Origin of the sequence: Burkholderia sp. 9120 (assembly GCF_000745015.1) — a bacterium.
Taxonomy (GTDB): Bacteria; Pseudomonadota; Gammaproteobacteria; order Burkholderiales; family Burkholderiaceae; genus Paraburkholderia.
Map to the genome: position 1 here is coordinate 5487226 of NZ_JQNA01000002.1, position 24344 is coordinate 5511569.

The following is a 24344-nucleotide window of genomic DNA, read 5'->3' on the forward strand; positions in this document are numbered from 1 at the left end:
GCTGTTGCATCGGCAGACATTAGCCTTCATCGCGTGGGTTTCGGTTGGGACGGGCACGATATTTCTTGTGCTTTCACTTCGGGCGATCGCTTTGTGCGCGTTTCTAGTCGGCGCCTGCTGCGCGTACGCTGGGCGGCGACCGCCGCCCTGAATCGCCGGTTGGTGGACAGACGCCAAGCTCGTGGAACGCCGCTTGCGACAACGCGCTGAGGTCACGGCGATGCCGGAGCATCGCGACAGGTCAACGCGAATTCAATGGGAGTGCAACCATGCATTTCGTCATCAACGGCTGCGAGGCCGAGCTGGACTTCGACCCCAGGACATCGCTGCTCGATCTGCTGCGGGAACACCGTCACCTGTTCGGCGCGAAAAAGGGCTGTGATCAGGGAGCATGCGGCGCCTGCACTGTGCTGGTGGACGGGACCCGCATCAACAGTTGCCTCGCGCTCGCGGTGCAGTACCAGGATTGCGCAATCACCACCATCGAGGGGCTGGGCGGACCAGACAAACTTCATCCTCTGCAAGCCGCTTTCGTCGAGCACGACGGCTTCCAGTGCGGCTACTGTACCCCCGGCCAGATCTGCTCGGCGCTCGGCATGGTCGAAGAACTGAAGCGCGGCGTGCCGAGCTATGTGAGCGCGGACGTGAGCGCGGCAGGTTTCGAACTCACGGACGATGAATTGCGCGAACGAATGAGCGGCAACCTGTGCCGCTGCGGTGCCTACAACGGCATCGTCGACGCGATCCATGACACGTTCGGCGCGGACGGCGTCGAGCCCGCCAGGCGCGAGGCCGCCTGATGAATCCCTTTACCTACGAACGCGCGTCCGATCCGCAGACGGCGCTAACGCTCGGCGTCCAGCCGGGCGCCAAATACCTGGGCGGGGGCACCAACCTCGTCGACCTGATGCGCGAGACCATCGAGCATCCCATCGTGCTCGTCGACGTTACGCGTCTCTCGTGCGCAATCGATGAGACCGCCGAAGGCAATCTGCGAATCGGCGCCGGGGTCAAGAACACCGCAGCGGCGGCCGACCGGCGCGTGCGGGAGCGCTATCCGATGCTGTCCGAGGCGATCCTCGCCGGCGCTTCCGCGCAGATCCGCAATATGGCGACCGTGGGCGGCAACCTGCTGCAGCGCACGCGCTGCGGCTACTTCTACGACGACGCGGCGCACTGCAACAAACGCGTGCCCGGCGCGGGCTGCGATGCAGTCGATGGTTTCAACCGCATGCACGCCATTCTTGGCGCTTCGCCCGCCTGTGTCGCCACCCACCCTTCCGATATGGCCGTGGCGCTGGCTGCGCTGGATGCGGTGGTCACGGTGGAAGGTCGCAACGGCAAACGCGAGATTCCGTTGATCGATTTTCATGTGCTGCCCGGCGAAACGCCTCACATCGAGACCGTGCTGGAGGCCGGCGAATTGATCACTGCGGTGACGCTGCCGCCTGCCATGACGGGTCGTTCCATCTATCGCAAGGTACGCGACCGCGCCTCCTATGCGTTCGCGTTGATCTCGGTCGCCGTGGTTCTGCAAGTGCAGGACAGCGTCGTGAAAGACGTGCGGATCGCTCTGGGCGGCGTCGCTCACAAACCGTGGCGCGCCAGCGCGGCCGAAGCGGCCGTCAAGGGCGGCCCGGCGACCGAAGCGGCGTTTCACGCGGCGGTGCAAACCGAACTCGCTTCCGCGCGCGGTCTGCGCGACAACGCCTTCAAGATTGAACTCGCGCAGCGCGTGATCGTCGACACACTGGTCCGCCTGACCGCTCTGCAGGAGACACACTGATGCCTATCCTCAAGGATGCCATGCAGGCGGTGATGAAAAAGGCCATTGCCCTCGCCCCTGACCGCTTTATCCCCGGCGGCGAGCCCGATCCGCTGATTCTCCGCAAGCACGGCCTGATCGGCGCTTCCGTGAGCCGCATCGACGGACCGTTGAAGGTTTCCGGCCTGGCGACTTTCGCGGCCGAATTTCCGCTCGATGGCATGACTTACGCGGCGCTCAAGTATTCGACCATTGCGCGCGGCCGCATTGTCGACTTCGACACCGCCGCCGCCGAGGCCGCGCCAGGCGTCGTCCTGGTGATGACCTACCGCAACGCGCCTCGCCTGAAACCCATGCCGGCGTTCATGACGCAGCCCAAGGCCGCGGGCGGCGACGATCTGCCGGTCATGCAGGATGAGCAGATTCACTGGAATGGCCAGCCGGTCGCGCTGGTGCTGGCCGAGACCCAGGAGCAGGCGGACCATGCGCAATCGCTGATCGGGATCACGTATGAGGCGCAAAGCGATGCGGTGACATCGCTCACTGCGGCCAAGGCGAAAGGCTCGGAACCCGGCGTGTTCCAGGGCGAGCCGTTGAAGCTTGAGATCAACGAAGCGGAGGCCATGCTGGCTGCGGCGCCCTATAAGATCGATGCCCGCTACACGACCCCGCGTCACAATCACAATCCCATCGAACTGCATGCGGCGACGCTCGCCTGGCAGGGCGACACGCTGCGGATTCACGACACCGTGCAGGCAGTCGCTCACGAAGCATGGACCCTCGCACACGTGTTCGGCATCGACGAGAAAAAAGTGCACGTCACGTCGCCGTATGTGGGCGGCGGCTTCGGTTCGAAAACGGTGTGGCAACACCAGGTGCTGGCCGCCGCAGCAGCGAAGCTGGCACAGCGGCCCGTGCGGATCATGCTGTCCCGCGAAGGGGTATTCCGCCTCGTGGGCGGCCGCACGCTCACCGAACAGCGAGTTGCGCTGGGCGCCCAGGCCGACGGCACGCTGGACGCGCTGATCCACACCGGCACGGTCGCCATGACGCCCCACAACAACATGCCGGAACCATTCATTCTGCCGGCAAAAAGCGCCTACGCGTCGCGCAGCTTTTTGCTCGACGTCGAGACCGTCAAGATGCACATGACGGCCAATACTTTCATGCGAGCGCCCGGCGAGGCAGTCGGTACGTTCGGCCTGGAGTCCGGCATCGACGAACTCGCGCACGCCATGGGCATGGACCCGATCGAATTGCGGATCGCGAACGAGCCGGACAAGGATCCGACGAGCGGGCTGCCGTTCTCTCAACGTGGCATTGTCGAGGCCTGGAAGGTGGGACGCGAGCGCTTCGGCTGGCAGGCGCGCGTCGCGCCGGGCGCACGGCGCGACGACGACTGGCTGGTCGGCATGGGCTGCGCAACGGGCACCTATCCGTATTACCGGATGCCGGGCGGCGCAGCACGTATCACGCTGACCGATACAGGGCGCGCCACCGTCAGCATCGCCGCGCACGAGATGGGCATGGGCACGTCGACCGCTCAGACTCAGATCGTTGCCGAGCGGCTCGGCCTGGGCATGGACGCCATCGATTTCAAATACGCCGACTCCACGTTACCAGGGGTGGTGCTGGCGGGCGGCTCGCAGCAGACGGCCGCGATCGGCGCTGCCGTGATCGCGGCTCATCACAAGCTCGTCAGAAAACTGCTCCAGTTCGCCGGCAACAACTCGCCCCTTTCCGGGCTTTTACCCGACGAAGTGGGCGGCCGCGACGGCGGTCTCTGTGCGCTGGCAGACGAGAACCGCTTCGAGACCTACGCCGCCTTGCTGGCCCGCGCCAGACAAACGGAAGTGACGGTCGAGGCTGACGCGCCGATGCCCTTCGAGTTACAACACTGGTCCATGCACAGCCATAGCGCGCTGTTCTGCGAGGTGCGGGTGAACGCCGTGACCGGCGAGATTCGCGTAAGCCGCTTTCTCGGCTCGTTCGACTGCGGCCGGATCATCAACGCCAAGACCGCGGCCAGCCAGTTTCGCGGCGGCATCATCATGGGCCTTGGCCTTGCGCTGATGGAGGAAAGCGAGTTCGACGAGAGAACGGGCCGCATCATGAATCCGTCGCTCGCCGACTATCACGTGCCGGTGCATCTGGACGTGCCGAAGATCGACATCATCTGGAACGATGACGCCGATCCTCACACGCCGATGGGCGCACGCGGCGTGGGCGAAATCGGTATTACCGGCGTGGGCGCGGCCGTGGCGAACGCGGTCTTCAACGCAACGGGCAAGCGCATTCGCGATCTGCCCATTACGTTGGACAAGGTCATCCGCTAAAGCGGGAATCGCTGCGGCCGTACGGGGTGAACGAGGCAGAAATGAATCTCCCTCGTTGACGCCTTTTGACGCTTAAGCGCCTCGAAATAATAGTCGTCGTCGACGCGGTGATCCCAGCGATCGACGGCGCCTCCTATCGACAAAGGCGGTTCGCGGCGGTCGGATTGCTCCTGCCAGGAAGTCAATGTTAGCTGCTCGATACGTCGCAACGTCTTATCGGTCTATTATTGGCGAAAATCTCAACAATACAGTCGTTTTACGGTCAGGGATGTGATCCGAGCCGGCTGTCGTCATGTGCCCGTACCGGACACCATCTCGCAAACCGTATAGGTACTGTACCGGCAACCCTCTTTAGAATGCTTCGACGTCCTATTGCTAGTTCTATTCCAGTTCTATCGCCAGACACCGGAGCACGCCATGTTTTACCTCAGCCTCAGCGCCCTGCCAGCCGGCATTCTGTTCGCGCTCGTCACCAGCATCACGCCCGGTCCGAACAACACGATGCTGCTCGCCTCGGGCGTCAACTTCGGTTTTCGCCGCACGTTGCCGCATCTGTCCGGTATCAGCCTCGGCGTCGTGCTGTTGATGCTGTCGGTGGGCATTGGCCTCGGTGAAGCCTTCGTCCATTTCCCGGTGCTGTACACGGTGCTCGAAGTGGCGAGCGTTGCCTATCTGCTGTATCTGGCGTGGAAGATCGGCACGTCGGGTGAATTGAAGCTCAAGAAAGGCGAGCGCCGGCCCATGAAATTTCATGAAGCCATCGCGTTCCAGTGGGTCAATCCGAAGGCATGGATGATGGTGCTGACCGCCGCCACGACCATTCATCTCAGCGAGAGCTACAGCATGAATGCGGTCGCGATGGCCGCGATCTTCTACGTGATCGGTTTTCCGTGCATCTGCTTGTGGGCAGGGTTCGGCACGGCGATGCGCAAGGTGTTGTCGGACCCGAAGCGCCTGCGTATTTTCAATGTCGCGATGGCGCTGTTGCTGGTGCTGTCGTTGTATCCGATCGCGCTGAAGCTGCTCGGCCACGCGGGTTGAGCAGCGCAATAGCGACTACACCGCGCCTCGGCCGACCCGCTCGATAAATCGCCACAACGCGTCGTCCGTCGAGTAAGGCGCGTTGAAGCGGAACCATGCGCTCGGCGCATCGTCGGGCCTGAAGTACGAGCCCGGCGCAAGCCAGATGCCGTGCGCGAGCGCCGCCGTCGCCACCTCGCCCGCACGCTCGGGTTCGATCGGCAGACGCGCCCACAGAAACAAGCCGGCACGCGGCCGGTGGAACAGTTCCAAACCCAGCGAATCGAGCCGCTCTTCGACCGTGGCATGCACGAGCTTCAGCCGCTCGTTCACGGCCTCCACGTGACGTGCATAGCGCCCTTCGAGCAGCACCTTGTCGACGATCCGTTCGATCGCTTCCGACGACGTCAACCCCACCGCCATCTTCGTGCGCGCCAGTTCGCGCAACACCGCGCGCTCGGCGACCACATAACCGCAGCGCAGCCCCGGCGTCACCGTCTTCGAAAAACCGCCCACGTACAGCACGCGCTGCAAGCCTTCCATCGCCGCGAAAAGCGGCGCGCCGGACGGCGCCAGTTCACGGCTCACGTCGTCTTCGATCACCCACATGCGCTGACGCTCGGCGATCTGCAGCAGACGGAACGCGGCCGACATGCCGAAGGTCGCGCCGGTCGGATTCTGCAGCGTGGTGTTGACGAAGATCGCCTTCGGCTTGTGCTGCGCGACCAGCGCTTCGAGCACGTCGGTATCGACGCCCGCCGGCGTGCGCGGCACGCCATGCACGACCAGCCCCGCGAGCTTGAGGATCTGCAGCAGGTTGCAATATCCCGGATCTTCGACGATCACGGCATCGCCCGCGCGCAGCAACGTGCGCACGATCAGATCCAGCCCTTGCGTCGCACCCTGCGTGAGCAGCACGTTGGAGACGTCCACCGGCAAACCGCGCCGATCGAGCTGCTCGGCGATCCGCTCGCGCAGCGGCGCGAATCCGTACGGATGCCCGTAATCGCCGAGCCGCGCCGCCGGCACCCGGCTCATCGCACGTAATGCATGCTGCAGACCGGTTTCGTTGATCCACTCGTTCGGCAGCCAGCCGCCGCCCGCCTTGATCGGCACCGAATGGTCGGCGAACACGTCGGACAGCAGCCAGGTCGCGGTGAGGCTCGGCGGCTGCCAGTCGGTCGCGGCGACTCGCGCGGACTGCGCGCGCGCCGCCACCCGGTAGCCGGAACCGCGCCGCGCGACCACCAGCCCCATCGACACCAGACGGTTGTATGCTTCAGTCACTGTGAAGGTGCTCAGCTCATGGCTCTGCGCCAGTTGCCGCACCGACGGCAGCAGTGCGCCCGCGCGCAGCGATTGCCCCTCGATGGCGCGCGTGAAGCCTTGCACCACCTGCTCGACGAGCGTGGGCGCGGCGCGCCGGTCGCGCTCGAGTTGAAGTTCGATCATGGTCAGGACGCAAAAGCACGCCGCAAAAGGCGGCGAAACAGGGATGAAATGCGTTGGATCGAAGCCTGCGAAAGCCTCCCATCCAGCGACACAGTTAGCACAGTTAGCGCAAACCTACCAATACAGTTAGCGTCACACTGCGTCAACTGTTTATGCCGCCATTAAACCGCGGACGCTACAGTTTCGCCATGCCCCAAAGGACGCCCTTGGGGACCCACTTCGAGGAGATACCCATGACTTCGCGCCCTGTCATCGACGACCTGTCGTCCTTCTGGATGCCCTTCACCGCCAACCGCCAGTTCAAGGCCGCGCCGCGCCTGCTGGAATCGGCCAAGGGCATGTACTACCGCACCACGGACGGCCGCGAAGTGCTCGACGGTTGCGCCGGTCTCTGGTGTGTGAACGCCGGCCACGGCCGTGACGAGATCGTGGCCGCGATCACCGAGCAGCTCTCCACGCTCGATTTCGCGCCGACCTTCCAGATGGGCCACCCGCTCGCGTTCGAAGCCGCCACCAAGGTCGCCGAACTGATGCCGGAAGGCCTCGACCGCATCTTCTTCACGAACTCGGGTTCCGAATCCGTCGACACGGCGCTAAAGATCGCCCTCGCCTATCACCGTTCGCGCGGCGAAGGCCAGCGCACCCGCCTGATCGGCCGCGAGCGCGGCTATCACGGCGTGGGCTTCGGCGGCATTTCGGTCGGCGGTATCGCGCCGAATCGCAAGACCTTCTCCGGCGCGCTGCTGCCGGCGGTGGATCATCTGCCGCACACGCATAACCTCGAACACAACGCCTTCACGAAGGGCCAACCGGCGTGGGGCGCGCATCTCGCCGACGAACTCGAACGGATCGTCACGCTGCATGACGCGTCGACCATTGCGGCCGTGATCGTCGAGCCGGTGGCTGGTTCCACGGGCGTGCTGATTCCGCCGCAAGGCTATCTGCAGAAGCTGCGCGAGATCTGCACGAAGCACGGCATCCTGCTGATTTTCGACGAAGTGATTACCGCCTTCGGCCGCATCGGCAAGGCGACGGCCAGCGAGTATTTCGGTGTGACGCCGGACCTGATCACGATGGCCAAGGCCATCAATAACGCCGCGATTCCCATGGGCGCGGTGGCGGCCAGCCGCACGGTCCACGACACGATTGTCAACGGCGGCGCGCAAGGCGCGATCGAACTGTTCCACGGCTACACGTATTCGGCTCACCCGGCAGCGGCCGCGGCGGCCGTCGCCACGCTCGATCTGTATCGCCGCGAAGGCCTGTTCGAACGCGCCGGCAAGCTCGCGCCGACCTTCGAAGCCGCCGCTCACTCGCTGCGCAACGCGAAGCATGTGAAGGACGTGCGCAACCTCGGCATGATCGCGGGCGTGGAGCTGGAATCGCGTGACGGCGCGCCGGGCGCGCGGGCTTACGAGGCGTTCGTCAAATGCTTCGAAGCGGGCGTGCTGGTGCGCTTTACCGGCGACATCCTGGCGTTTTCGCCGCCGCTCATCATCGACGAAGAGCAGATCGCGCACATCTTCAAGACGGTGGGCGACGTGCTGGCGACGGTGCAGTAAAGACAGGGCAGTAAAGCAGGAAAGGCGGCGCCGTCCTCGGCGCCGCCTTTCATTTATCGCCTGCCTCGCAACGGCAGGCCAGACAGCAGACCCCACTCAGTGATGCGTGCGTGAAGCTCTCGTGTGTGCCGCCTTTTTCGCGGCCGCCGAGCGCCCTGCCGCGCCCTTCGTCGCCGCTGCCTTCCTGGCCGCGGCAGAACGGCTGGCCGCCGGACGTTTGGCCGCCGCCGACTTCGTCTGCTTCGACAGCGCCGCGCGCGACGCGCCCGCGCTCCCTTCCCGCTTCAACGCATTGGTGGACGCTCGCGAACGCTTTGCCGTCGACTCCGTGCTCTTCTTCGCGGTGCTCTTGTGCTGGCCGGCGGCGTTATCCTTGGCGGCTTTCTTGCGTGTTGCCTCGCTCGCCGTGCCCTTCTTCGGCGATTTCACGGCGACGCCAGCACGGCGCGCTTCCGAGAGGCCGATCGCGATCGCCTGTCTGGCCGACCTGACACCGTGCTTGCCGGCGCGCACCTTGTCGACCTGTTCCTTGACGAACTCCCCGGCCTGGGTACTCGACGCCTTGCCGGCGCGTTTGTCGGCCGCGACGCGCTTAAGGGTTTTCTGTTCAGGCATGACGATCCTCCGGTTGATGGTGACCTTTGTCATGCAGCAACGGCCGTGCCGCCAGCGCGGCGGCCCTGAATCGTCGTGAATCGCGATGAAAGTTGCCCGCCAGGGCTCGCGCCGGCCAGACGGACGGCGTATGGTGTCAGCAAGGGTCGGCGCCGTGGTCCGGCCCACGGGAGACGCTCATGAAGATACCGACCGTTCGTGCAGGTGCGCATATCGAAGGCGTGCATTGGATCGCCGAATACGCGGAAGACGTTCACGAGATCCGCGTGTTTCGCGAGGGACAGGAGGTGGACGTGCATAACGCCCCGTCCACCCTGTTCGGCGATGAAGAGAATGCGGGCTCCAAAAGCACCGCGGATCATCGCGCGGTCGAAGCCGCCGTGCTCGCTTATCTGAAACGTTTTGTGATCGAGCACGACGCCGAAGAGTAGCGGCGCATGACGGCCGCCGCACTCACACTTAGTCAGCCGGCCGCAGCTTCTTGACCTCCGCATCCGACGGCTGAACGCTCGCGCCGTCGATATACCGGTACGACGTCATCACGCCCTTGCCGTCCTTCAAACCCGTCACGCCGACGTACGCGCCCATGGTCGACTGATTGTCCTGCGCGCGATAGGTGATCGGCCCGAACGGCGTATCCACGCCGAGTCCCTTGAACGCGGCGGCGAGCTTATCCGGATCGACCGAGCCGGCCTTCCTGATGCCGTCGGCAATCGACATCAACGCCGAATAACCCACCACCGAACCCAGTCGCGGATAGTCGTGATACTTGGCCTGATACGCGTCGACGAACTTCTTGTTGGCCGCCGTTTCGATCGAATACCACGGGTAGCCGGTCACGATCCAGCCGGTCGGCGCTTCCGCACCCAGCGGGTCCAGATAGTCCGGCTCGCCCGTCAGCAACGACACCACGCTGCGATCCTTGAAGAGTCCGCGCGTATTGCCCTCGCGCACGAACTTGCCGAGATCGGCGCCGAACAGCACGTTGAAGATCGCATCCGGCTTCGCGTCGGCGATCGCCTGGGTGACCGCGCCCGCGTCGACGTTGCCGAGCGGCGTGGCCTGTTCCGCGACGAACTGCACGTCAGGTTGCGCGGCCGTCAGCAGCTTCTTGAAGGTCGCCACCGCCGACTGACCGTACTCGTAGTTCGGATACACCAGCGCCCAGCGCTTCTTCTTCAGCTTGACCGCTTCCGGCACCAGCATTGCCACCTGCATATACGTGGAAGGGCGCAGACGGTACGTGTATTTGTTGCCGTCGGCCCAGACGATCTTGTCGGTCAGCGGTTCGGCGGCGAGGAAGAAAATCTTCTTCTGCTTCGCGAAGTCGGTCAACGCGAGACCCGTGTTCGACAGGAAGCCGCCGAACAGCAACTGCACCTGCTCGCGCGCGATCAATTCCTGCGCCACGCGAATCGTGTCGCCCGGGTTGCCGTTGTCGTCGCGCGACACGACTTCGAGTTGTTTGCCGAGCACGCCGCCCGCCGCATTCACCTGGTCGAGCGCGAGATTCCAGCCGTTCTTGTAAGGCCCGAGAAAGGCGGGTTGCGCCTTGTAGCTGTTGATTTCACCGATCTTGATCGTCTGCTGGGCGCTCGCGCTCAGCGCGGCGAGCGACAGCAGCGTCGGCACCATGAGGCGAGAGAGGAATCCTGCGCGCGTGGTCATGCGTTTCTCCGTTATCAAAAGGATTGCGGGAATACGGGTCGTTGTTATCAAGCATTCACTCGGCCGGCGGCGTCGCGCGAATTCGTGCGACGCTCGTCGCCACGTCCTGCCAGGCCGGCTTGCCACCGGCGAATTGCTGCCGCAGATAAGACACGAGTTCGCTCACCTGGGCGTCGTTGAAACTGTCGCGGTAAGCCGGCATCGTACCGAGTTCGGGCCGTGCAGGCGAGCCGATGCCGTCGAGAATCACGCGAATCAGGTTATCAGGCGTTGCGCTGTGCAGATTCGTGTTAAGCCCGAGCGACGGATGCGCGCCGAACAGTTGCGGCCCGTTGCCGGTGTGATGGCACGCGGCGCACGCGCCGTCGAAGAGCCGTGCGCCGAGCCCCACGGGCGCGCCGGTAATCGCACTGGCCTGTTCGTACTGACGCGCCAGCGCGACCGGATCGGCATTCGGCTCCAACGGATTGAGCGACGCCAGATAGGCAGCCATCGCGCGAATATCGCTGTCGGGCAGCGCCGCCAGATCGCCGACAACTGGCGCCATCGGCCCCGCCGCGACGCCGTGCAGCGGCGCGTGACCGTAGCGCAGATAGCTGAACAATTCGTCTTCGCTCCACGGCACGGGCGCGTTGGAGAGCGTCGATAACGCAGGCGCTTCCCAGCCTTCGGCGATGCCGCCGCCCATGAACGCCGCGCCGCTTTTCTCCGCGCCGAATGCGTTGCGCGGCGTATGACAGGCGCTGCAATGGCCGAGTCCGTTCACCAGATACGCGCCGCGATTCCATTGCGCGCTTTGCGTCGCGCTCGCGGTGAACGTCGTGCGGCCGAGAAACAGCGCGTTCCATGCGCTCATCAACGGACGCACGCTGAACGGATATGGCAGTTTCGTTTCCGGCGGACGCGAGCGAACCGGCGTTTGTGCCATCAGGTAAGCGTAGAGCGCTTTGAGATCGTCGTCAGAGGTGTTCTGGAACGACGTGTACGGAAACACCGGATAGAGCCGATGACCGTCGCGGCTGATGCCTTGCCGCATCGCGCGCACAAAAGCCTCCAGCGACCAGTTGCCGATCCCCGTCTGACCGTCGGGCGTGAGGTTGGTGCTGTAGACCGTGCCGAACGGCGTATCGAGCGGTTTGCCGCCGGCGTTCGGCACGCCGTTGTGCGCGGTGTGGCACACCGCGCAATTGCCGAGCGCGGCAAGCAATTTGCCGCGCGCCACGAGTTCGGGCGCGAACGCGCTCGCGAGCGGCGGCGTGATCGGTGCAATGGCAGCCGGCGCGAGCGACAACGCGCCGAGCCAGCCGGCCGCGCCCGCCGCGAATGCGCCGAGAAAGCCCAGGCGCCAGCGCTTTTTCTTGCGCGCTTTGGCGTCTTCGGCTTGCGCGTCGGCGAGCGCCGCGCGGATCGTCTCGGGCGTGAACGGCGGCCGGCGAAAGCGCACGCCCGTCGCGTCGTACAACGCATTGGCAATCGCCGCCGCGCCGGGCAGCGACGCGGATTCGCCCGCGCCCATCGGCGGCTCGCCGTGACGCGGCATCATCACCACGTCGATCACCGGCACTTCACGGAACGTGAGGATCGGATACGCGCCCCACTCCTGGCTCGTCACCGCGTTCTCGCCGAACGTCACGCGTTCTTTCAACGCGCGGCTGGTCGCCTGGATCACGTTGCCGTGAATCTGATGACGCACGCCGTCCGGATTGACCATCGTGCCGGTATCCTGGCCGACCACCACGCGCGTCACCGCGAGTTCGCCGCTCTTGCGGTTCACTTCGATGTCGGCGACCCATGCGGACCACGCCGCGCCGAAGCCGGGGAATTTGCTGTGCACGTAGCGGGCGTAAGCGAAACCGCGGCCTCGGACGATGTCGCCTTGTTCCTGGGCTGCCGCATTTTCAGCGCGGTTTTCAGCGGGGTTTTCTGACCGCTCGCGCGGTTCCCAGCCCGCTTTCTCGGCCACCGCTTTGACCAGATCGATCGCACGCGGATCGGTGAGATGCTGCAGGCGAAACGCGACCGGATCGACGCCCGCCTGCTCCGCGAGTTCGTCGATAAAAGACTCGTGCGCGAACGTGTTCGGCAACGCGGACACGCCACGCAGCCACGACGCCCGCACGATCGGCGGCATGTCGTCGCAGACAATCCGCATGGCGCGATAGTCGTACGGCGGCACGGCCGTGCGGTCGCCCATTTCGAACACCTGCGGCTGCGCGGAGATCGTGCCGGTCAGCAATAGCGCTAACGTCGGCGCGTCGTTCGACGGATAACGCGTCGCGAAATCGTACGCCGCCAATTCGCCTTGCGCATTCAACGCGCCGCGCACGTCCATCAATTGCGCGGCGCCTTTCGGCTCCCACGCATGCTCGTCTTCGCGCGATAGTTGCACGCGCACCGGACTGCCGGTGGCGCGCGAGAGCAACGCGGCGTCGGCGGCAACGTCGTCCGCGCAATTGCGGCCGTAGCAACCGGCCGCCTCCATGCGCACGATCTCGATGTGCGCTTCGTCCATGGCCATCAGCAGCGCGAGGTCGGCGCGCAGCGAATGCGGATTCTGCGTGCCCGACCAAACCTTCAGCGCGCCCTCGCGATAGTCGGCCACCGCGCACGACGGACCAATCGAGGCATGCATCTGAAACGGCCAGACGTAGGTGCGTTCCAGCACGCGAGCCGGGGCTTGCGCGAGCGCGGCATCCACATCGCCCTCGATCACCAGATCGCGGCGTTTGGCCGGATTCGCGCGCAGCGCGGCTTCCACCTGCTCGCTGGTGTGGAGCGGCGGCAAACCTTCCACGGCTTTCCAGCGCACGTCGAGCAGCTTTACCGCTTGCTGCGCGACTTCCTCGCGCTCCGCGACGATGCCGACGAAATCGCGAATCACCACCACCTTGACGATGCCGGGCAAATCGCTGAGCGAGTGCTCGTCGACCTGCAACAGGCTATTGCCCATGAAATCGCCCTGCGCGATGCCCGCATACGGCGGGCGCACCACACGGCCGTGCAACATGCCCGGGAGACGCACGTCATGCACGAAACTCAATTCGCCGGTGGCCTTCGCGGGAATATCGACACGCGGTGTGCTCTTGCCGACGATCCTGTAGGCGTCGGGGGATTTCAACGGCGCGTCGGTGGCGAGTTGCAGTTCGACGCGTTTGCCGACAACCAGGTCGGCGTAGCTCACGCAGCCTTTTGCTCTGGCGTCGTCACCGCGCTGAAAGACCACACCATCACGCACATCGAGCTGCACCGCGTCGACATTAAGACGTTCGGCCGCTTCCTTCAGCAGATAGTGCCGCGCCTGCGCCGCCGCGTGCCGCAACGGCACGGCGGAAATCTGAATCGTGGCGCTGGCAATCGTCGGCCCCTGATTCGGCGCCTCGCCCGTATGACCGAGCACGATCGACACACGCGTCAACGGCACATCCAGTTCTTCCGCGACGATCTGCGCGAGCGCCGTGCCGATGCCGGTGCCCAGGTCGACGTGCCCGTTAAACGCGACGACGCTGCCGTCGTCGCGCACCACGAGGAACATGTCCGCCTCGGTCGGCACGAACGACGAGCGCGATCCCGGCTGACCGATTGCCGCCTTCACCGGCGCCAGCGGTGGCCGCGTGACGATCAGCACACTGCGCGCGTCATACAACTGCTGACGCGAAGGCGGCGCGGCGCGTCGATCGACGCTGAAATCCGGCCCGGTCACGTGCGTACGCTCTCATGCACCGCCGATTGCGCGGCGGGCTGCGCGGCCAGCAACTCGGCGGCGCGCTGCACCGCGCGCACGATCTCGACATGCGTGCCGCAGCGGCACAGATTGCGCGACAGCTCGCGGCGAATCGTTTCGACGCTCGGATGCGGATCGCGATCGAGCAAGGCCTTGGCCGTCATGATCATGCCGTTGAGGCAATAGCCGCACTGCGCGGCCTGTTCTTCGATAAACGCCTGCTGCACGGGGTGCAGCGCCGTCCGTGTGCCGAGTCCTTCGAGCGTGGTGATTTCGCGGCCCAGCGCGACCTTCGCGGTAGTGACGCAAGCACGCGTCGGCACGCCGTCGAGCAGGACCGTGCAGGCGCCGCATTCGCCGAGACCGCAGCCGAATTTCGGCCCGTTCAGCGCGAGGTCGTTGCGCAGCAGGTACAACAACGGCGTGTCCGCCGCGGCGGCGACGAGATGCGTCGCGCCGTTCACGTGCAGCGTCAGCGGCGCCTGGCGGTTCATGACCGTGCAGGCCGGGCGGAGCCGCGCGCGCTCACAGCACCACCGGCACTTCGGTGGCCGGCGGCGTGTTGCGGCTGCGCCGGCAACGGATCAAGCCGTCGATCATCACCATGCCGACGCCGGGAATATCGCCGAGTTGCACGCTTTCAAGCAGCGTGTCGGCGGCCGTGTGTTGCGCGCGGTCCATGAACACGAGATCGGCGGGACGGCCCACTTCGATCAAACCCTGGCGCAGATCGCGCTGCCGCGCGGTGTTGCCGGTCGCGAAACAGAAGGCGATTTCCGCGGGCACGTCCGCGAGACTCGAAATCAGCGCGATCATTCGCAGAATGCCGAGCGGTTGCACGCCGGAGCCGGCCGGACTATCGGTGCCGAGAATAATGCGGTGCGGACACTTCAATTCGATCGCATGACGCGCGGTCAGCAAGGCGATCCGTTCGTTGCCGTTGTGGACGATCTCCAGCGCGCGGCTCGATTGCTCGCACAAATCGCACACGTGTCGATAAGACAGCGACGTATGCCCGCCGTTGATGTGGCCGATCACGTCCGCGTCGGCCGCGAGCACCACGTCGCGATCGATCAGCCCCGAGCCCGGAATCGACGGACCGCCTGTATGAATCGTGCTTTGAATGCCGTACTTGCGCGCCCACGCCACCATCTGCGCGGCTTCCTCGCCACCCTTCACGCTGCCGAGTCCGACTTCGCCGAGCAGCTTCACGCCCGCTTCCGAGAGCTCCTTGAAGTCTTCCTCGACCATGCCCTTCTCGATCACCGGCGCGCCCGCCATGACCTTCACGCCGCCGCCGACACCCGCGCCGCGCATGCCTTCGAACGAGCGTTGCGCGGTAATGGCCAGCGCCTTCACGCCGACGATGTCTTTCGGTCGGCCGGGTAAATGCACTTCGCCGGCCGAGATCATGGTCGTCACGCCGCCGTTCAGATTCGATTCGATCCAGCCCATCTGATTCTGGCGCGGCGTCCAGTCGCCGAATACCGGATGCACGTGCGAGTCGATCAGACCCGGCGCGACCGTGGTGCCTTTGCAATCGACCGTGGTCCGCGCGCCTTCGAGATCGCAGTCTTTTTCCCGGCCAATCGCGACGATCACGCCGTCGTCGATCACCAGCGTGTCCGCGTCGAGAATCGGCTGATCGATGTCGCCGGATAGCAGCAGCCCGATGTTCGTTACCGCGACCTTGCCCGACAAGCCTGTCAACGTCTCTGCTGCCATCTGCTTCTCCTTTCGCAACGACTGCGGGGCGTCGCGAACTTGCCTGGAGTGCCTTTCAGGCCGTTCGCCGCGCCGATGGAATCACACGCTCATGCATCACACGCTCACGCATTACACACTCAAATACGCGCGCCTCACGGTCTCGTTCTGCGCCAGTTCGCCAATCGTGCCGCTAAAGCGGATCTGCCCTTTTTCAAGCACATACGCGCGGTCACTGACCAGTTCGGCGAAATGCAGGTTCTGTTCGGACAACAAAATCGACAACCCTTCGCGCTTGAGTTCGAGAATCATGTTCGCCATCTGTTCGACGATCACCGGCGCGACACCTTCCGACGGCTCGTCGAGCAGGACCAGATACGGATTGCCCATCAGCGTGCGCGACACGGTCAGCATCTGCTGCTCGCCGCCGCTCATCTGGCCGCCTGGACGGCGCGGCATTTCGCCGAGATTGGGAAACAGGCGGAACAGTTTTTCCGGCGTCCATTGCGGCGCGCCTTCGCGCGGCGGCTGACGGCCGGTGGCCAGGTTCTCCATCACCGTCAGATCGGCGAACACGCGGCGGTCTTCGGGAACGAAACCCATACCCATGCGAGCGATCTTGTACGACGGCAACGCGGAGATGTTCTGGCCGCGAAACGTGACCTCGCCCTGACGGCGCGGCAGCAGACCCATGACCGCTTTCATCGTGGTCGATTTGCCGGCGCCGTTGCGACCCATCAGCGCGACGACTTCGCCGCGGCCGACTTCGATACCGACGTCGAACAGAATATGCGCGCGGCCGTAGAACGCGTTGAGGCCGGTGACTTTCAGCATCGGCTCGCTCATTGCAGCGCTCCCTGTCCTGACTGGCCGCCCGCCGTCTCATGCAAGGGCGCACGCGGCTGGAACGTTTTGCCGGTGCCGAAATAGACTTCCTGCACGCGGGTGTCGTTACGGATCGTGTCGGCGTCGCCCTCGGCGATCAGCTTGCCGCGCGCGAGCACGATCATGCGGTCGGCGTACGCGAACACCACGTCCATGCTGTGCTCGGTGAACAGCACGCCGATTTGGTGTTCGGTGACGAGACGCTTGGTCAGGGCCATCAACTCGTTGCGTTCCTTCGGCGCCATGCCGGCGGTGGGTTCGTCCATCAATAGCAACTTGGGACGGTTGGCGAGCGCAATGGCGAGTTCGACGCGCTTCACGTCGCCATACGCGAGCACGCCGCAAGCGCGCTGAGCATCCGCGGCCATGCCGACCTGGTCGAGCAACGCGAGCGCTTCGTCGACATAGTGTGCGGTCGCGGGCTTCCACAGGCCGAAGGTCTTGCGCTCGCGCGAGACCAGCGCCATCTGCACGTTTTCCAGCACGGTCATCGAATTGAAGGTCGCGGCGATCTGAAACGTGCGCCCAACGCCCAGACGCCAGATGTCGCGCGGACGCATGCCGACCAGTTCCTGACCGTCGAGCCGGATCGAGCCGGACGAAGGCGGCAACTGGCCGTTGACCATGTTGAAACAGGTGGATTTGCCGGCGCCGTTCGGGCCGAGCAGGGCCAGCAGTTGGCCGGCTTCGAGATCGAAAGAGACGTCGTCGACGGCCTTCAGACCGCCGAACGATTTGCAGAGACCGGCGACGCGCAGCAAGCTCATAGCCCCTCCTTGATCGCCGCCGTGCGTTGCGAGGGTTCGACGGCGCGGCTGTCGGCGTTGTCGACGGTGTCGTCGCCGAAGCGCTCGCGGATGAAGCCGACGATCCCCTGCGGAAACGCAATCACCAGCAGCAAGATTGTGAGGCCCAGCAGCGCCTGCCAATAATCGGTCTGCCGCGCCACGGTGTCCTGCAGCCACGTGAACACAGCCGCGCCCACAATCGGGCCGGTCAGCGTCTGCAAGCCGCCGAGCAGCACCATCACGAGGCCATCCACCGAGCGGCTCACGCTGATCACTTCCGGCGAGATCGTTCCTTTGGAGAAGGCATAAAGCGAACCGGCCAGTCCACAGAACAGCGACGCGATCACGAACACCGCCCACTGCACGCGCTTGACGTCGATGCCGATCGCCTCGGCGCGCAGCACGGAATCGCGCGACGCGCGCATTGCGTAACCGAGCGGCGAGAACAGCATCTTGCGTAACAGCCACACGCCGATCACGGCGCACACCAGCGTCAGGTAGTAAAACGCCACCGGAGACGACAACCAGTTCGACGGCCACAAGCCGAGCACGCCGTTGCTGCCGCCGGTCACATCGTCCCACTGGAACACGACGGACCAGACGATCTGCGCGAACGCGAGCGTCAGCATCGCGAGATAGACGCCGGAGAGCCGCACGCAGAACCAGCCGAACACCAGCGCGCCGCCCACCGCGAGCAGCGGACCTAGCAGCAGCGCGGCTTCCATCGGCAGATTCAGCACTTTGAGGAACAGCGCCGCGCCGTAGGCGCCGAGTCCGAAGTAAGCGGCATGGCCGAACGAATGCATGCCGCCGGGACCCATGATGAAATGCAGGCTCGTGGCGAACAGCACGGCGATCAGAATTTCGACCAGCAGCACCGGCATATAGGGGAATGCGTTCGCCGCGAGCGGCGCCAGCACGAGAACCAGTAAGGCAAGCGCGGCCAGCCATTTGAGGCGTTTGCCCGCCGGACGCAGCGGCGTTTCCGGCGCGGCCATGCCACGCACCGCGGCCGTTGCGCGACCCAGCAGCCCCCACGGACGCACCACCAGCACCACCGCCATCACGACGAACTCGGCGACCAGCGTGAAGCGGCTCAACGACACGCCGATGCCGAAGATCGTCACATGCCCAATGCCGATACATAGCGCCTTGATCTCCGCGATGATCAACGCGGCGACGAACGCGCCCGGAATCGACCCCATGCCGCCGACCACCACCACCACGAACGCGTTGCCGATCGTCTCCAGGTCCAATGAAAGATTCGCCGACATGCGCGGCCCTTGCAGCGCGCCACCCAGTCCGGCCAGAAACGCGCCGACGAAAAACACGCCGGTAAACAACCACGCCTGATTGATGCCGAGCGCGCCGAGCATTTCGCGGTCCTGGGTCGCGGCGCGCACCAGCGTGCCCCAACGCGTGCGCGTCAACGCATACCAAAGCAGCAGCAGCACCACGGGTCCGATCACGATCAACGCGATGTCGTAAGTCGGCAGCGGATGACCGAGGAATTCGACCGCGCCCGCCAGATGCGGCGCACGCGGTCCGAACAGGTCTTCCGGACCCCATAGCCACAATGCGGCGTCGCGAAAGATCAGCACCAGCGCGAACGTGGCCAGCAGATGGAACAGTTCAGGCGCCTGATAGATACGCCGCAGCACGATCATTTCGACCAGTGCGCCAAGCACCGCGACCACCAGCGCGGCCGCCAGCACGGACAGCCAGAAGCCGCCGGTGGTCTGGCCGAAACGGCTGGCGATGCTGTACGCGACATAAATGCCGAACATATAGAACGAGCCGTGCGCAAAGTTGACGATGCGCGTCACGCCGAAGATCAACGACAAACCGGCGGCGACCAGAAACAGCGTCGACGCGTCGGCGAGTCCATTGACCAGCTGTACCAGCAAATTCGAAAGCATCGCGACCCTCGGCAAATAACCGAATGCTAACTCAGCGCAAACCGTCTTCGCCCTTGATCTCGCTCGCCTGCAAGCCGCCGATGCGCGGCAGCGGCCGGCCCGAGGCCGTCACCGCGACGGCCACGACGATCTCATGCGCGCGCGGCGCGTCCGACACGCGCGCTTCGATCGCGTCGAAATGGCTGCGTACGAAGGCGGCGTCTTTGTGGCCGAGCGGCACGTCGATCGCGGTGCCGAGCGTGCCCATTTTTTTCGCCGACGGCACCAGCGCCGCACCCTTCTCGACCGCCACGCGCAGCGGCGCGCCGAGCTTGGGGTGCAGGATCGCCGCGGCGTGTTCCAGTTCGCCGGCCTCGCCCACGATCGCGGCTTTGCCGTAACTCTGCGCGTCGCCCGGTGCAATGCCTAGCGCTTCGACGCACTTGTTGCCGAGCAACGCGCCGAGTTCTTCGCCGGCTTCGATCAACGCGTCGAGCTTGGCCTCGTAGCGGCCAGCATACGGATTGTCGATCACCGCAATGGCGACCGCGCGGCGCGTGGGCGGATCGATCGTCTGGCCCATTTCAATACGTGTTTCGTCCACCTGCACGACCAGCTTGCGAAGCTTGATTGCCATTTCGCTCTCCGAGTTTCGATGCCTGCCTGGATTTCTTGCCGATGCGTCGGGTCCGGCCGTTACTTCAGCGCAAACCGTCCTTGCCCACGATCGCCTCTTTCGCGAGACCGCCGACGCGCGCATGCACGCGCTGCCCGGTGCTCATCGCGAGGATATACACCAGCTCGTCGGCCGCGGGCGCGCCGGGCACGCGCACTTCGATCGCGTCGAAGTGACTGCGCACGTAGCTCGCGTTGACGTGCGTGAGCGGCACGTCGAGCGCGGTGGACGGCGCGCCGACTTTTTTCGTCGACGGCACGATTGCGTTAGTCGGCACGCCGTTTTTCTCCAGCAGCTCGCGCATTGCATAACCGCCGGGAACATGCCACAGCGCGCCATGTTCGAGTTCGCCGCGCGCGCCGACAATCGCGCCCTTGCCGTAGCTTTCAATCGACGCAAGCGGCACCGCCATCGCCGCCAGCAAGCGTTGCGCCATGTCGAAGCCGATCGGTTTGAGCGCTTCCATGGCGTGCTCGATGGTCGCTTCGTAGCGGCCGGCGAATGGATTCGTCATCACCGCGGCAATCGCGCCGCGCCTGAGCGGCTGCGCGGGCGCGGGGCCGAATTCGTGAAAGATATCTTCGACGTGCGTCAGCACGCGGCGTATTTCGAACACGGAGCCTCCTTGTTCATGGGAGCGCGCTGGGTGAGCCACGCGCCGGTACGTGTGTCCTCGTGAAGTCCGGCGACGCGCACCCGTCCTTGCAGGAACAGCGCGGCGCCTTCTATCAAGCCTTGTTCGCGCAGACGTCGCGCGGTTTCGACGCCGCGCGCCAGCGCGAAATCGATCAACGGTTGCGGTAACGCGGGGACCTCGACGGTAACGAGCAGGTCGCCGAGATCGCTATCGTCTTTCAACGACGACGCCGGCCGCCGCACGATGCCCGCGTGGTCGAGATTCACGGCGTTGGCGATGATCGTGGCGGCGGCGTCGGCCGTGGCCGCGTCGCGCGCGAGCACGGTCACGCTGTCGGCAATGCCCAGGCTGAAACTGCGGCCGCGCCATCCGCTGGTTGCGATGCCACGAATCGGCTGGGTGGCGTCGAGCGTCAGGTTGGCGTCGAGCGCCTGATCGTGCGAGAGCCCTGCGCCCGATAACCGCGCGAGGTCTGCGAACACGCCTACGCGGTATTGCTGTCCTTCGGTCAAATACAGCGCAATGTCGCCACCGTTGTTGATATAGGCGCGGGCGATACCTTGACGTGCGAATGCGGTGATCAGTTCGTCGGCGACGCTGCCGGCCACAGCCGCCATCGGCGTGATGTAGCGCGCGCGATGCGGATGACACGCGGACCACATGCGGCGCGCTACGGCGCCGTTCGGACCCCCGTCGTTCAGCGACGCCTGATGCTTTACCGGCTGCCGCAGCAGCGTCAACTCGCCTACCAGCTCCGGCAATACGTCGACAAAGCGCGCCCAGCACGCGTCATACGCGGCTTGCAGCGCCGCGGGTTCGCCGTCGGCGTCGAGGATCAGGTCGATCGGCCCGTGCTGCCAGTGCCAGCGGGTCGCATCGAGCCGGGTGCGGGTGGGGTTCATCGCGGTCGTCTTCGTTGCATGGGTCGCATGGGCAGCGCGCGCCGGTTAGCCGAGCATCGGCGGCATGGCCGGCGGCCACGGATTGTCGGGATTGCGCGCCAGTGTGCGGCGCGCGAGCGGCGCGCCTTCCGTATGATCCGGCCCGTTCGCCAGCACACTCTCCAGCGAACGCACCGCGTCGAGATGACCGCCGAGGTCGCGATACGCGTCATACGTCATGGTGAACTCAATCGGCGCAACGAGCGCGGGCGTCGGCACCGTGCCGAACGAATGGTCCGGCATACGCGATACATCCACCATGACGGTGATGCCGCCGCCTGGCCACACATAAGCCGGCGCGCCGCCGCAGGTCACGTTGACGAGTTTCTGCTTGATCGCGCGCGTGAGCAGCACCGGGTTCTCGGTCGCGCCCGCGCGCAGACTGCCGCCCGCGCCGCCGATAAACTGCACGCTGGCGAGCGACGGCTCGCAGTTCTCGCCAATCCGCTCGACCGTGCGGCGCACCGCCTCCGGCATGGCCGCGATACGCGGCACGAGATCGTGGTCGAGTTCGTACCACTGCGCGTGTTCGCCGGTCGTCGACACCATCAGCAGACGCATGCCCGGCTTCGCGACGGCCGGGTCGAAGCCTTCGACAATCGCCAGCGGATCGTGAATGTCGGTGCCGCCCCAACCGGTGCCGGGATTGGCCACCTGGAAATAACGGCCCGGCGTCGATTTACGTCCGCGAATTTTCAGACCCGAGCGCGCCATGCCGAGGCACCGGCCCGCCTGATGTTCCGTCAACACGCCCGTAATGTGATCGTCGACCACCACGACTTCATCGACGTGATCAAACCACTGTTTCGCGAAAATACCGATGGTGGCCGAACCGCAACCCACTCGCATGCGCTGCTCTTCGACACCGTCCACGATCGGCGCGGCGCCCGCGCGAATCACCAGACTCGCGCCGCCGTCGATCGTGAATTCCACCGCTTGCTTGTTGCCGAGCGCGAGCATCATGTCGCAGGTCACGCGGCCTTCTTTCTTGCTGCCGCCGGTCAGATGATGCACGCCGCCGAGGCTCAGCATTTGCGAGCCATATTCCGCGGTCGTGACGTGACCGACGATCTCGCCCTGGCAACGCACATTCGATTGCTCAGGGCCGAGAAAACGGTCGGTGTCGATCTTCACCTTGAAGCTGCAATAGCTGAAAATCCCTTCCGTGACGACGGTGATCATATCGACGTCGTCGAGATTCGACGCGACGATAAACGGCGCGGGCTTGTAGTCGGGATACGTAGAGGATGCGCCGATACCGGTGACGAACAACGACGGGTCGGTCACCGGATCTTGCGTGGAAGACGCTGCACCAAATTCGACCGTGGTATCGGCAGCGTTGGCGTTGAGACCGACGGTATCCGCACGCGACAGGAACACCACCGGATCGACGCGAATCAATCTTCCCTGCGCATTCGCATAGCGATCGCACGCGCCGGTGCGGCCTTCGGATATCTGGCACAGCACCGGGCAGGCATTGCACTCGATCTTGTTCGTCGCCATGCGCTCGCTGCGCGGCGCGGCTTTTTCAAGCACGGTGGGACCGGGCGTCGACGCGGTTTCACCGTCGACGCGCTCGGCACCGAAATCGACCTTCGTATGTTCTGTCATGGCGGGGTTTCCATACGACGACATTACAATCGGTCCTGCTCCGGCTGACGAATAGCCCTTGTTTCAGGGCGTTTTCGTGTGCTTCGCCGCTTTCCATGTTGCGGTCACTCACCATTCGTGTAGTATCCGCTACACCAAACTCGTTAGAAATCTACTCGATCAAATTAGTCTGCGCAACGTGTTTCCCGGCGTTCACTTCAATGGTGCAACGCGACATCGGGGTGTAGCATGCCGTTCAACGTGACGCTAACAAAGAGAGCCGAGACCGCCATGAGTCCCACTGCCGCCCGCAAGCCGGGCGCTACCGGTATCCGTGCGAAGCAGGCGCAAGATACGCGCGCCAAGATCCTCAAGGCGGCCATCAAGGTCTTCGCGAAGCAAGGCTATGCCAGCGGCCGGATCGAGAGTATTTCAAAGGCCGCGCGTTCGCACGACCGCATGATCTATTACTACTTCGGCAGCAAGGAACAGTTGTTCGTCGAGGTACTGGAAACGATCTACACGCAGTTCAACGAGGCGGAAAGCCAACTCCATCTCGACCTGGACGATCCTGTGCACGGTCTTGAACAGATGGTGGAATTCGTCTGGCAGTATTACCTCGATCATCCCGAGTTCGTCACGTTGTTGTCGAGCGAGAATCTGCATCAAGGCAAGCATGCGAAGAAGTCGCTCAAGCTGAAAGAGATTTCGGGCTATGCGATTTCTGTCGTGCAACAGTTATTGGATGCGGGTCAGGCGCAACAGGTGTTTCGCGCCGACGTCGCCGCGCGCGACGTGTATCTGATGATCGCGTCGCTCGGCTATTTTTATAACGCCAACCAGTACACGCTGGGCGCGTTTCTCGGCGAACCGCTAATGGACAAGGCGGCGCTCGCGCATTGGCGCGAGGTCATCAAAGACACGGTGTTGCGTGCGGTGCGTTTGGAATTGCCGGCGAGCGCGGCAACTTCGGCAGCGGCGGGCTCCGCGATTTCCGCCGCAGTGATTGAGCGCGAACGCGGCGCTGCATAAAAAACGCGCGCCGTTTGAGCGGTGCGCGTTTCGTTTCTTCACAGCGTGACAGCG

Annotated in this window: 20 protein-coding genes; 7 read left to right on the top strand and 13 right to left on the bottom strand. The window is 64.6% G+C overall.

Annotation, left to right across the window (positions count from 1 at the left end):
• Positions 1-269: 269 nt before the first annotated feature.
• The 4 genes from FA94_RS32560 (at position 270) to FA94_RS32575 (ending at position 5142) form a co-directional block, all read left to right on the top strand.
• Positions 270-800, top strand: coding sequence for a 2Fe-2S iron-sulfur cluster-binding protein (locus FA94_RS32560; RefSeq protein ID WP_051981008.1), 531 nt, complete (start codon positions 270-272; stop codon positions 798-800).
• A complete protein-coding gene (locus FA94_RS32565; protein WP_035559418.1) occupies positions 800-1786 on the top strand; it encodes an FAD binding domain-containing protein in 987 nt (328 codons plus the stop codon). The genes FA94_RS32560 and FA94_RS32565 overlap by 1 nt, the downstream gene beginning before the upstream one ends.
• Positions 1786-4101 carry a xanthine dehydrogenase family protein molybdopterin-binding subunit gene (locus FA94_RS32570; protein ID WP_035559421.1) on the top strand — a complete coding sequence of 772 codons (2316 nt, stop codon included), beginning with the start codon at positions 1786-1788 and terminating at the stop codon, positions 4099-4101. The genes FA94_RS32565 and FA94_RS32570 overlap by 1 nt, the downstream gene beginning before the upstream one ends.
• 417 nt (positions 4102-4518) lie before the next feature.
• On the top strand, positions 4519-5142 hold the full coding sequence (locus FA94_RS32575) for a LysE family translocator (RefSeq protein WP_035559424.1): 624 nt from the start codon (positions 4519-4521) through the stop codon (positions 5140-5142).
• A 15-nt stretch (positions 5143-5157) separates the two neighbouring features.
• Here FA94_RS32575 and FA94_RS32580 read toward each other — a convergent pair whose 3' ends face one another.
• Positions 5158-6573 (bottom strand): aminotransferase-like domain-containing protein, encoded by a 1416-nt coding sequence (locus FA94_RS32580; RefSeq protein ID WP_035559429.1) that lies wholly within the window; start codon positions 6571-6573, stop codon positions 5158-5160.
• A 233-nt stretch (positions 6574-6806) separates the two neighbouring features.
• On the opposite strand from FA94_RS32580, the gene aptA reads away from it, so the two are divergent.
• Positions 6807-8135, top strand: coding sequence for an omega-aminotransferase AptA (gene aptA / locus FA94_RS32585; protein WP_035559432.1), 1329 nt, complete (start codon positions 6807-6809; stop codon positions 8133-8135).
• Between the two features lie 96 nt (positions 8136-8231).
• Here aptA and FA94_RS32590 read toward each other — a convergent pair whose 3' ends face one another.
• Complete coding sequence (locus FA94_RS32590) at positions 8232-8750, bottom strand: DUF6496 domain-containing protein (RefSeq protein ID WP_035559435.1); 519 nt, start codon at positions 8748-8750, stop codon at positions 8232-8234.
• A gap of 179 nt (positions 8751-8929) precedes the next feature.
• Between FA94_RS32590 and FA94_RS32595 the strand changes: the two genes are divergently transcribed.
• Positions 8930-9181: a hypothetical protein gene (locus FA94_RS32595; protein ID WP_007178046.1), complete on the top strand. Its 252-nt coding sequence runs from the start codon at positions 8930-8932 to the stop codon at positions 9179-9181.
• Positions 9182-9209: 28 nt separating this feature from the next.
• Here the strand turns inward: FA94_RS32595 and FA94_RS32600 are convergent, their stop codons facing one another.
• The 11 genes from FA94_RS32600 to FA94_RS32650 all read right to left on the bottom strand — a co-directional run bounded on the left by FA94_RS32600 (position 9210) and on the right by FA94_RS32650 (position 23279).
• Positions 9210-10418 (bottom strand): ABC transporter substrate-binding protein, encoded by a 1209-nt coding sequence (locus FA94_RS32600; RefSeq protein ID WP_035559437.1) that lies wholly within the window; start codon positions 10416-10418, stop codon positions 9210-9212.
• A 55-nt stretch (positions 10419-10473) separates the two neighbouring features.
• Positions 10474-14118 (bottom strand): molybdopterin cofactor-binding domain-containing protein, encoded by a 3645-nt coding sequence (locus FA94_RS32605; protein WP_035559438.1) that lies wholly within the window; start codon positions 14116-14118, stop codon positions 10474-10476.
• The gene (locus tag FA94_RS32610; RefSeq protein ID WP_035559440.1) at positions 14115-14633 is read right to left on the bottom strand and encodes a (2Fe-2S)-binding protein; all 519 of its coding nucleotides are present in this window, start codon (positions 14631-14633) and stop codon (positions 14115-14117) included. Before FA94_RS32610 ends, FA94_RS32605 begins: the two co-directional genes overlap by 4 nt.
• Positions 14634-14664: 31 nt before the next feature.
• Positions 14665-15864 (bottom strand): amidohydrolase family protein, encoded by a 1200-nt coding sequence (locus FA94_RS32615; RefSeq protein WP_035559442.1) that lies wholly within the window; start codon positions 15862-15864, stop codon positions 14665-14667.
• 111 nt (positions 15865-15975) lie between these two features.
• Positions 15976-16689 carry an ABC transporter ATP-binding protein gene (locus FA94_RS32620; protein ID WP_035559445.1) on the bottom strand — a complete coding sequence of 238 codons (714 nt, stop codon included), beginning with the start codon at positions 16687-16689 and terminating at the stop codon, positions 15976-15978.
• Positions 16686-17495: an ABC transporter ATP-binding protein gene (locus tag FA94_RS32625; RefSeq protein WP_035559447.1), complete on the bottom strand. Its 810-nt coding sequence runs from the start codon at positions 17493-17495 to the stop codon at positions 16686-16688. Before FA94_RS32625 ends, FA94_RS32620 begins: the two co-directional genes overlap by 4 nt.
• Positions 17492-19435 carry an ABC transporter permease gene (locus tag FA94_RS32630; RefSeq protein ID WP_035559449.1) on the bottom strand — a complete coding sequence of 648 codons (1944 nt, stop codon included), beginning with the start codon at positions 19433-19435 and terminating at the stop codon, positions 17492-17494. Before FA94_RS32630 ends, FA94_RS32625 begins: the two co-directional genes overlap by 4 nt.
• 31 nt (positions 19436-19466) lie before the next feature.
• Positions 19467-20051, bottom strand: a complete 585-nt coding sequence (locus FA94_RS32635; protein ID WP_035559452.1) for an amino acid synthesis family protein — start codon at positions 20049-20051, stop codon at positions 19467-19469.
• Between the two features lie 64 nt (positions 20052-20115).
• Positions 20116-20706: an amino acid synthesis family protein gene (locus FA94_RS32640; protein WP_035559455.1), complete on the bottom strand. Its 591-nt coding sequence runs from the start codon at positions 20704-20706 to the stop codon at positions 20116-20118.
• Entirely contained in the window at positions 20682-21629 is a 948-nt protein-coding gene (locus tag FA94_RS32645) for a UPF0280 family protein (protein WP_035559457.1), read from the bottom strand. The genes FA94_RS32640 and FA94_RS32645 overlap by 25 nt, the downstream gene beginning before the upstream one ends.
• A gap of 45 nt (positions 21630-21674) precedes the next feature.
• Positions 21675-23279, bottom strand: coding sequence for a hypothetical protein (locus FA94_RS32650; RefSeq protein WP_035559459.1), 1605 nt, complete (start codon positions 23277-23279; stop codon positions 21675-21677).
• A gap of 270 nt (positions 23280-23549) precedes the next feature.
• Between FA94_RS32650 and FA94_RS32655 the strand changes: the two genes are divergently transcribed.
• Positions 23550-24290, top strand: a complete 741-nt coding sequence (locus FA94_RS32655; protein WP_035559461.1) for a TetR/AcrR family transcriptional regulator — start codon at positions 23550-23552, stop codon at positions 24288-24290.
• Positions 24291-24344 lie beyond the last annotated feature (54 nt).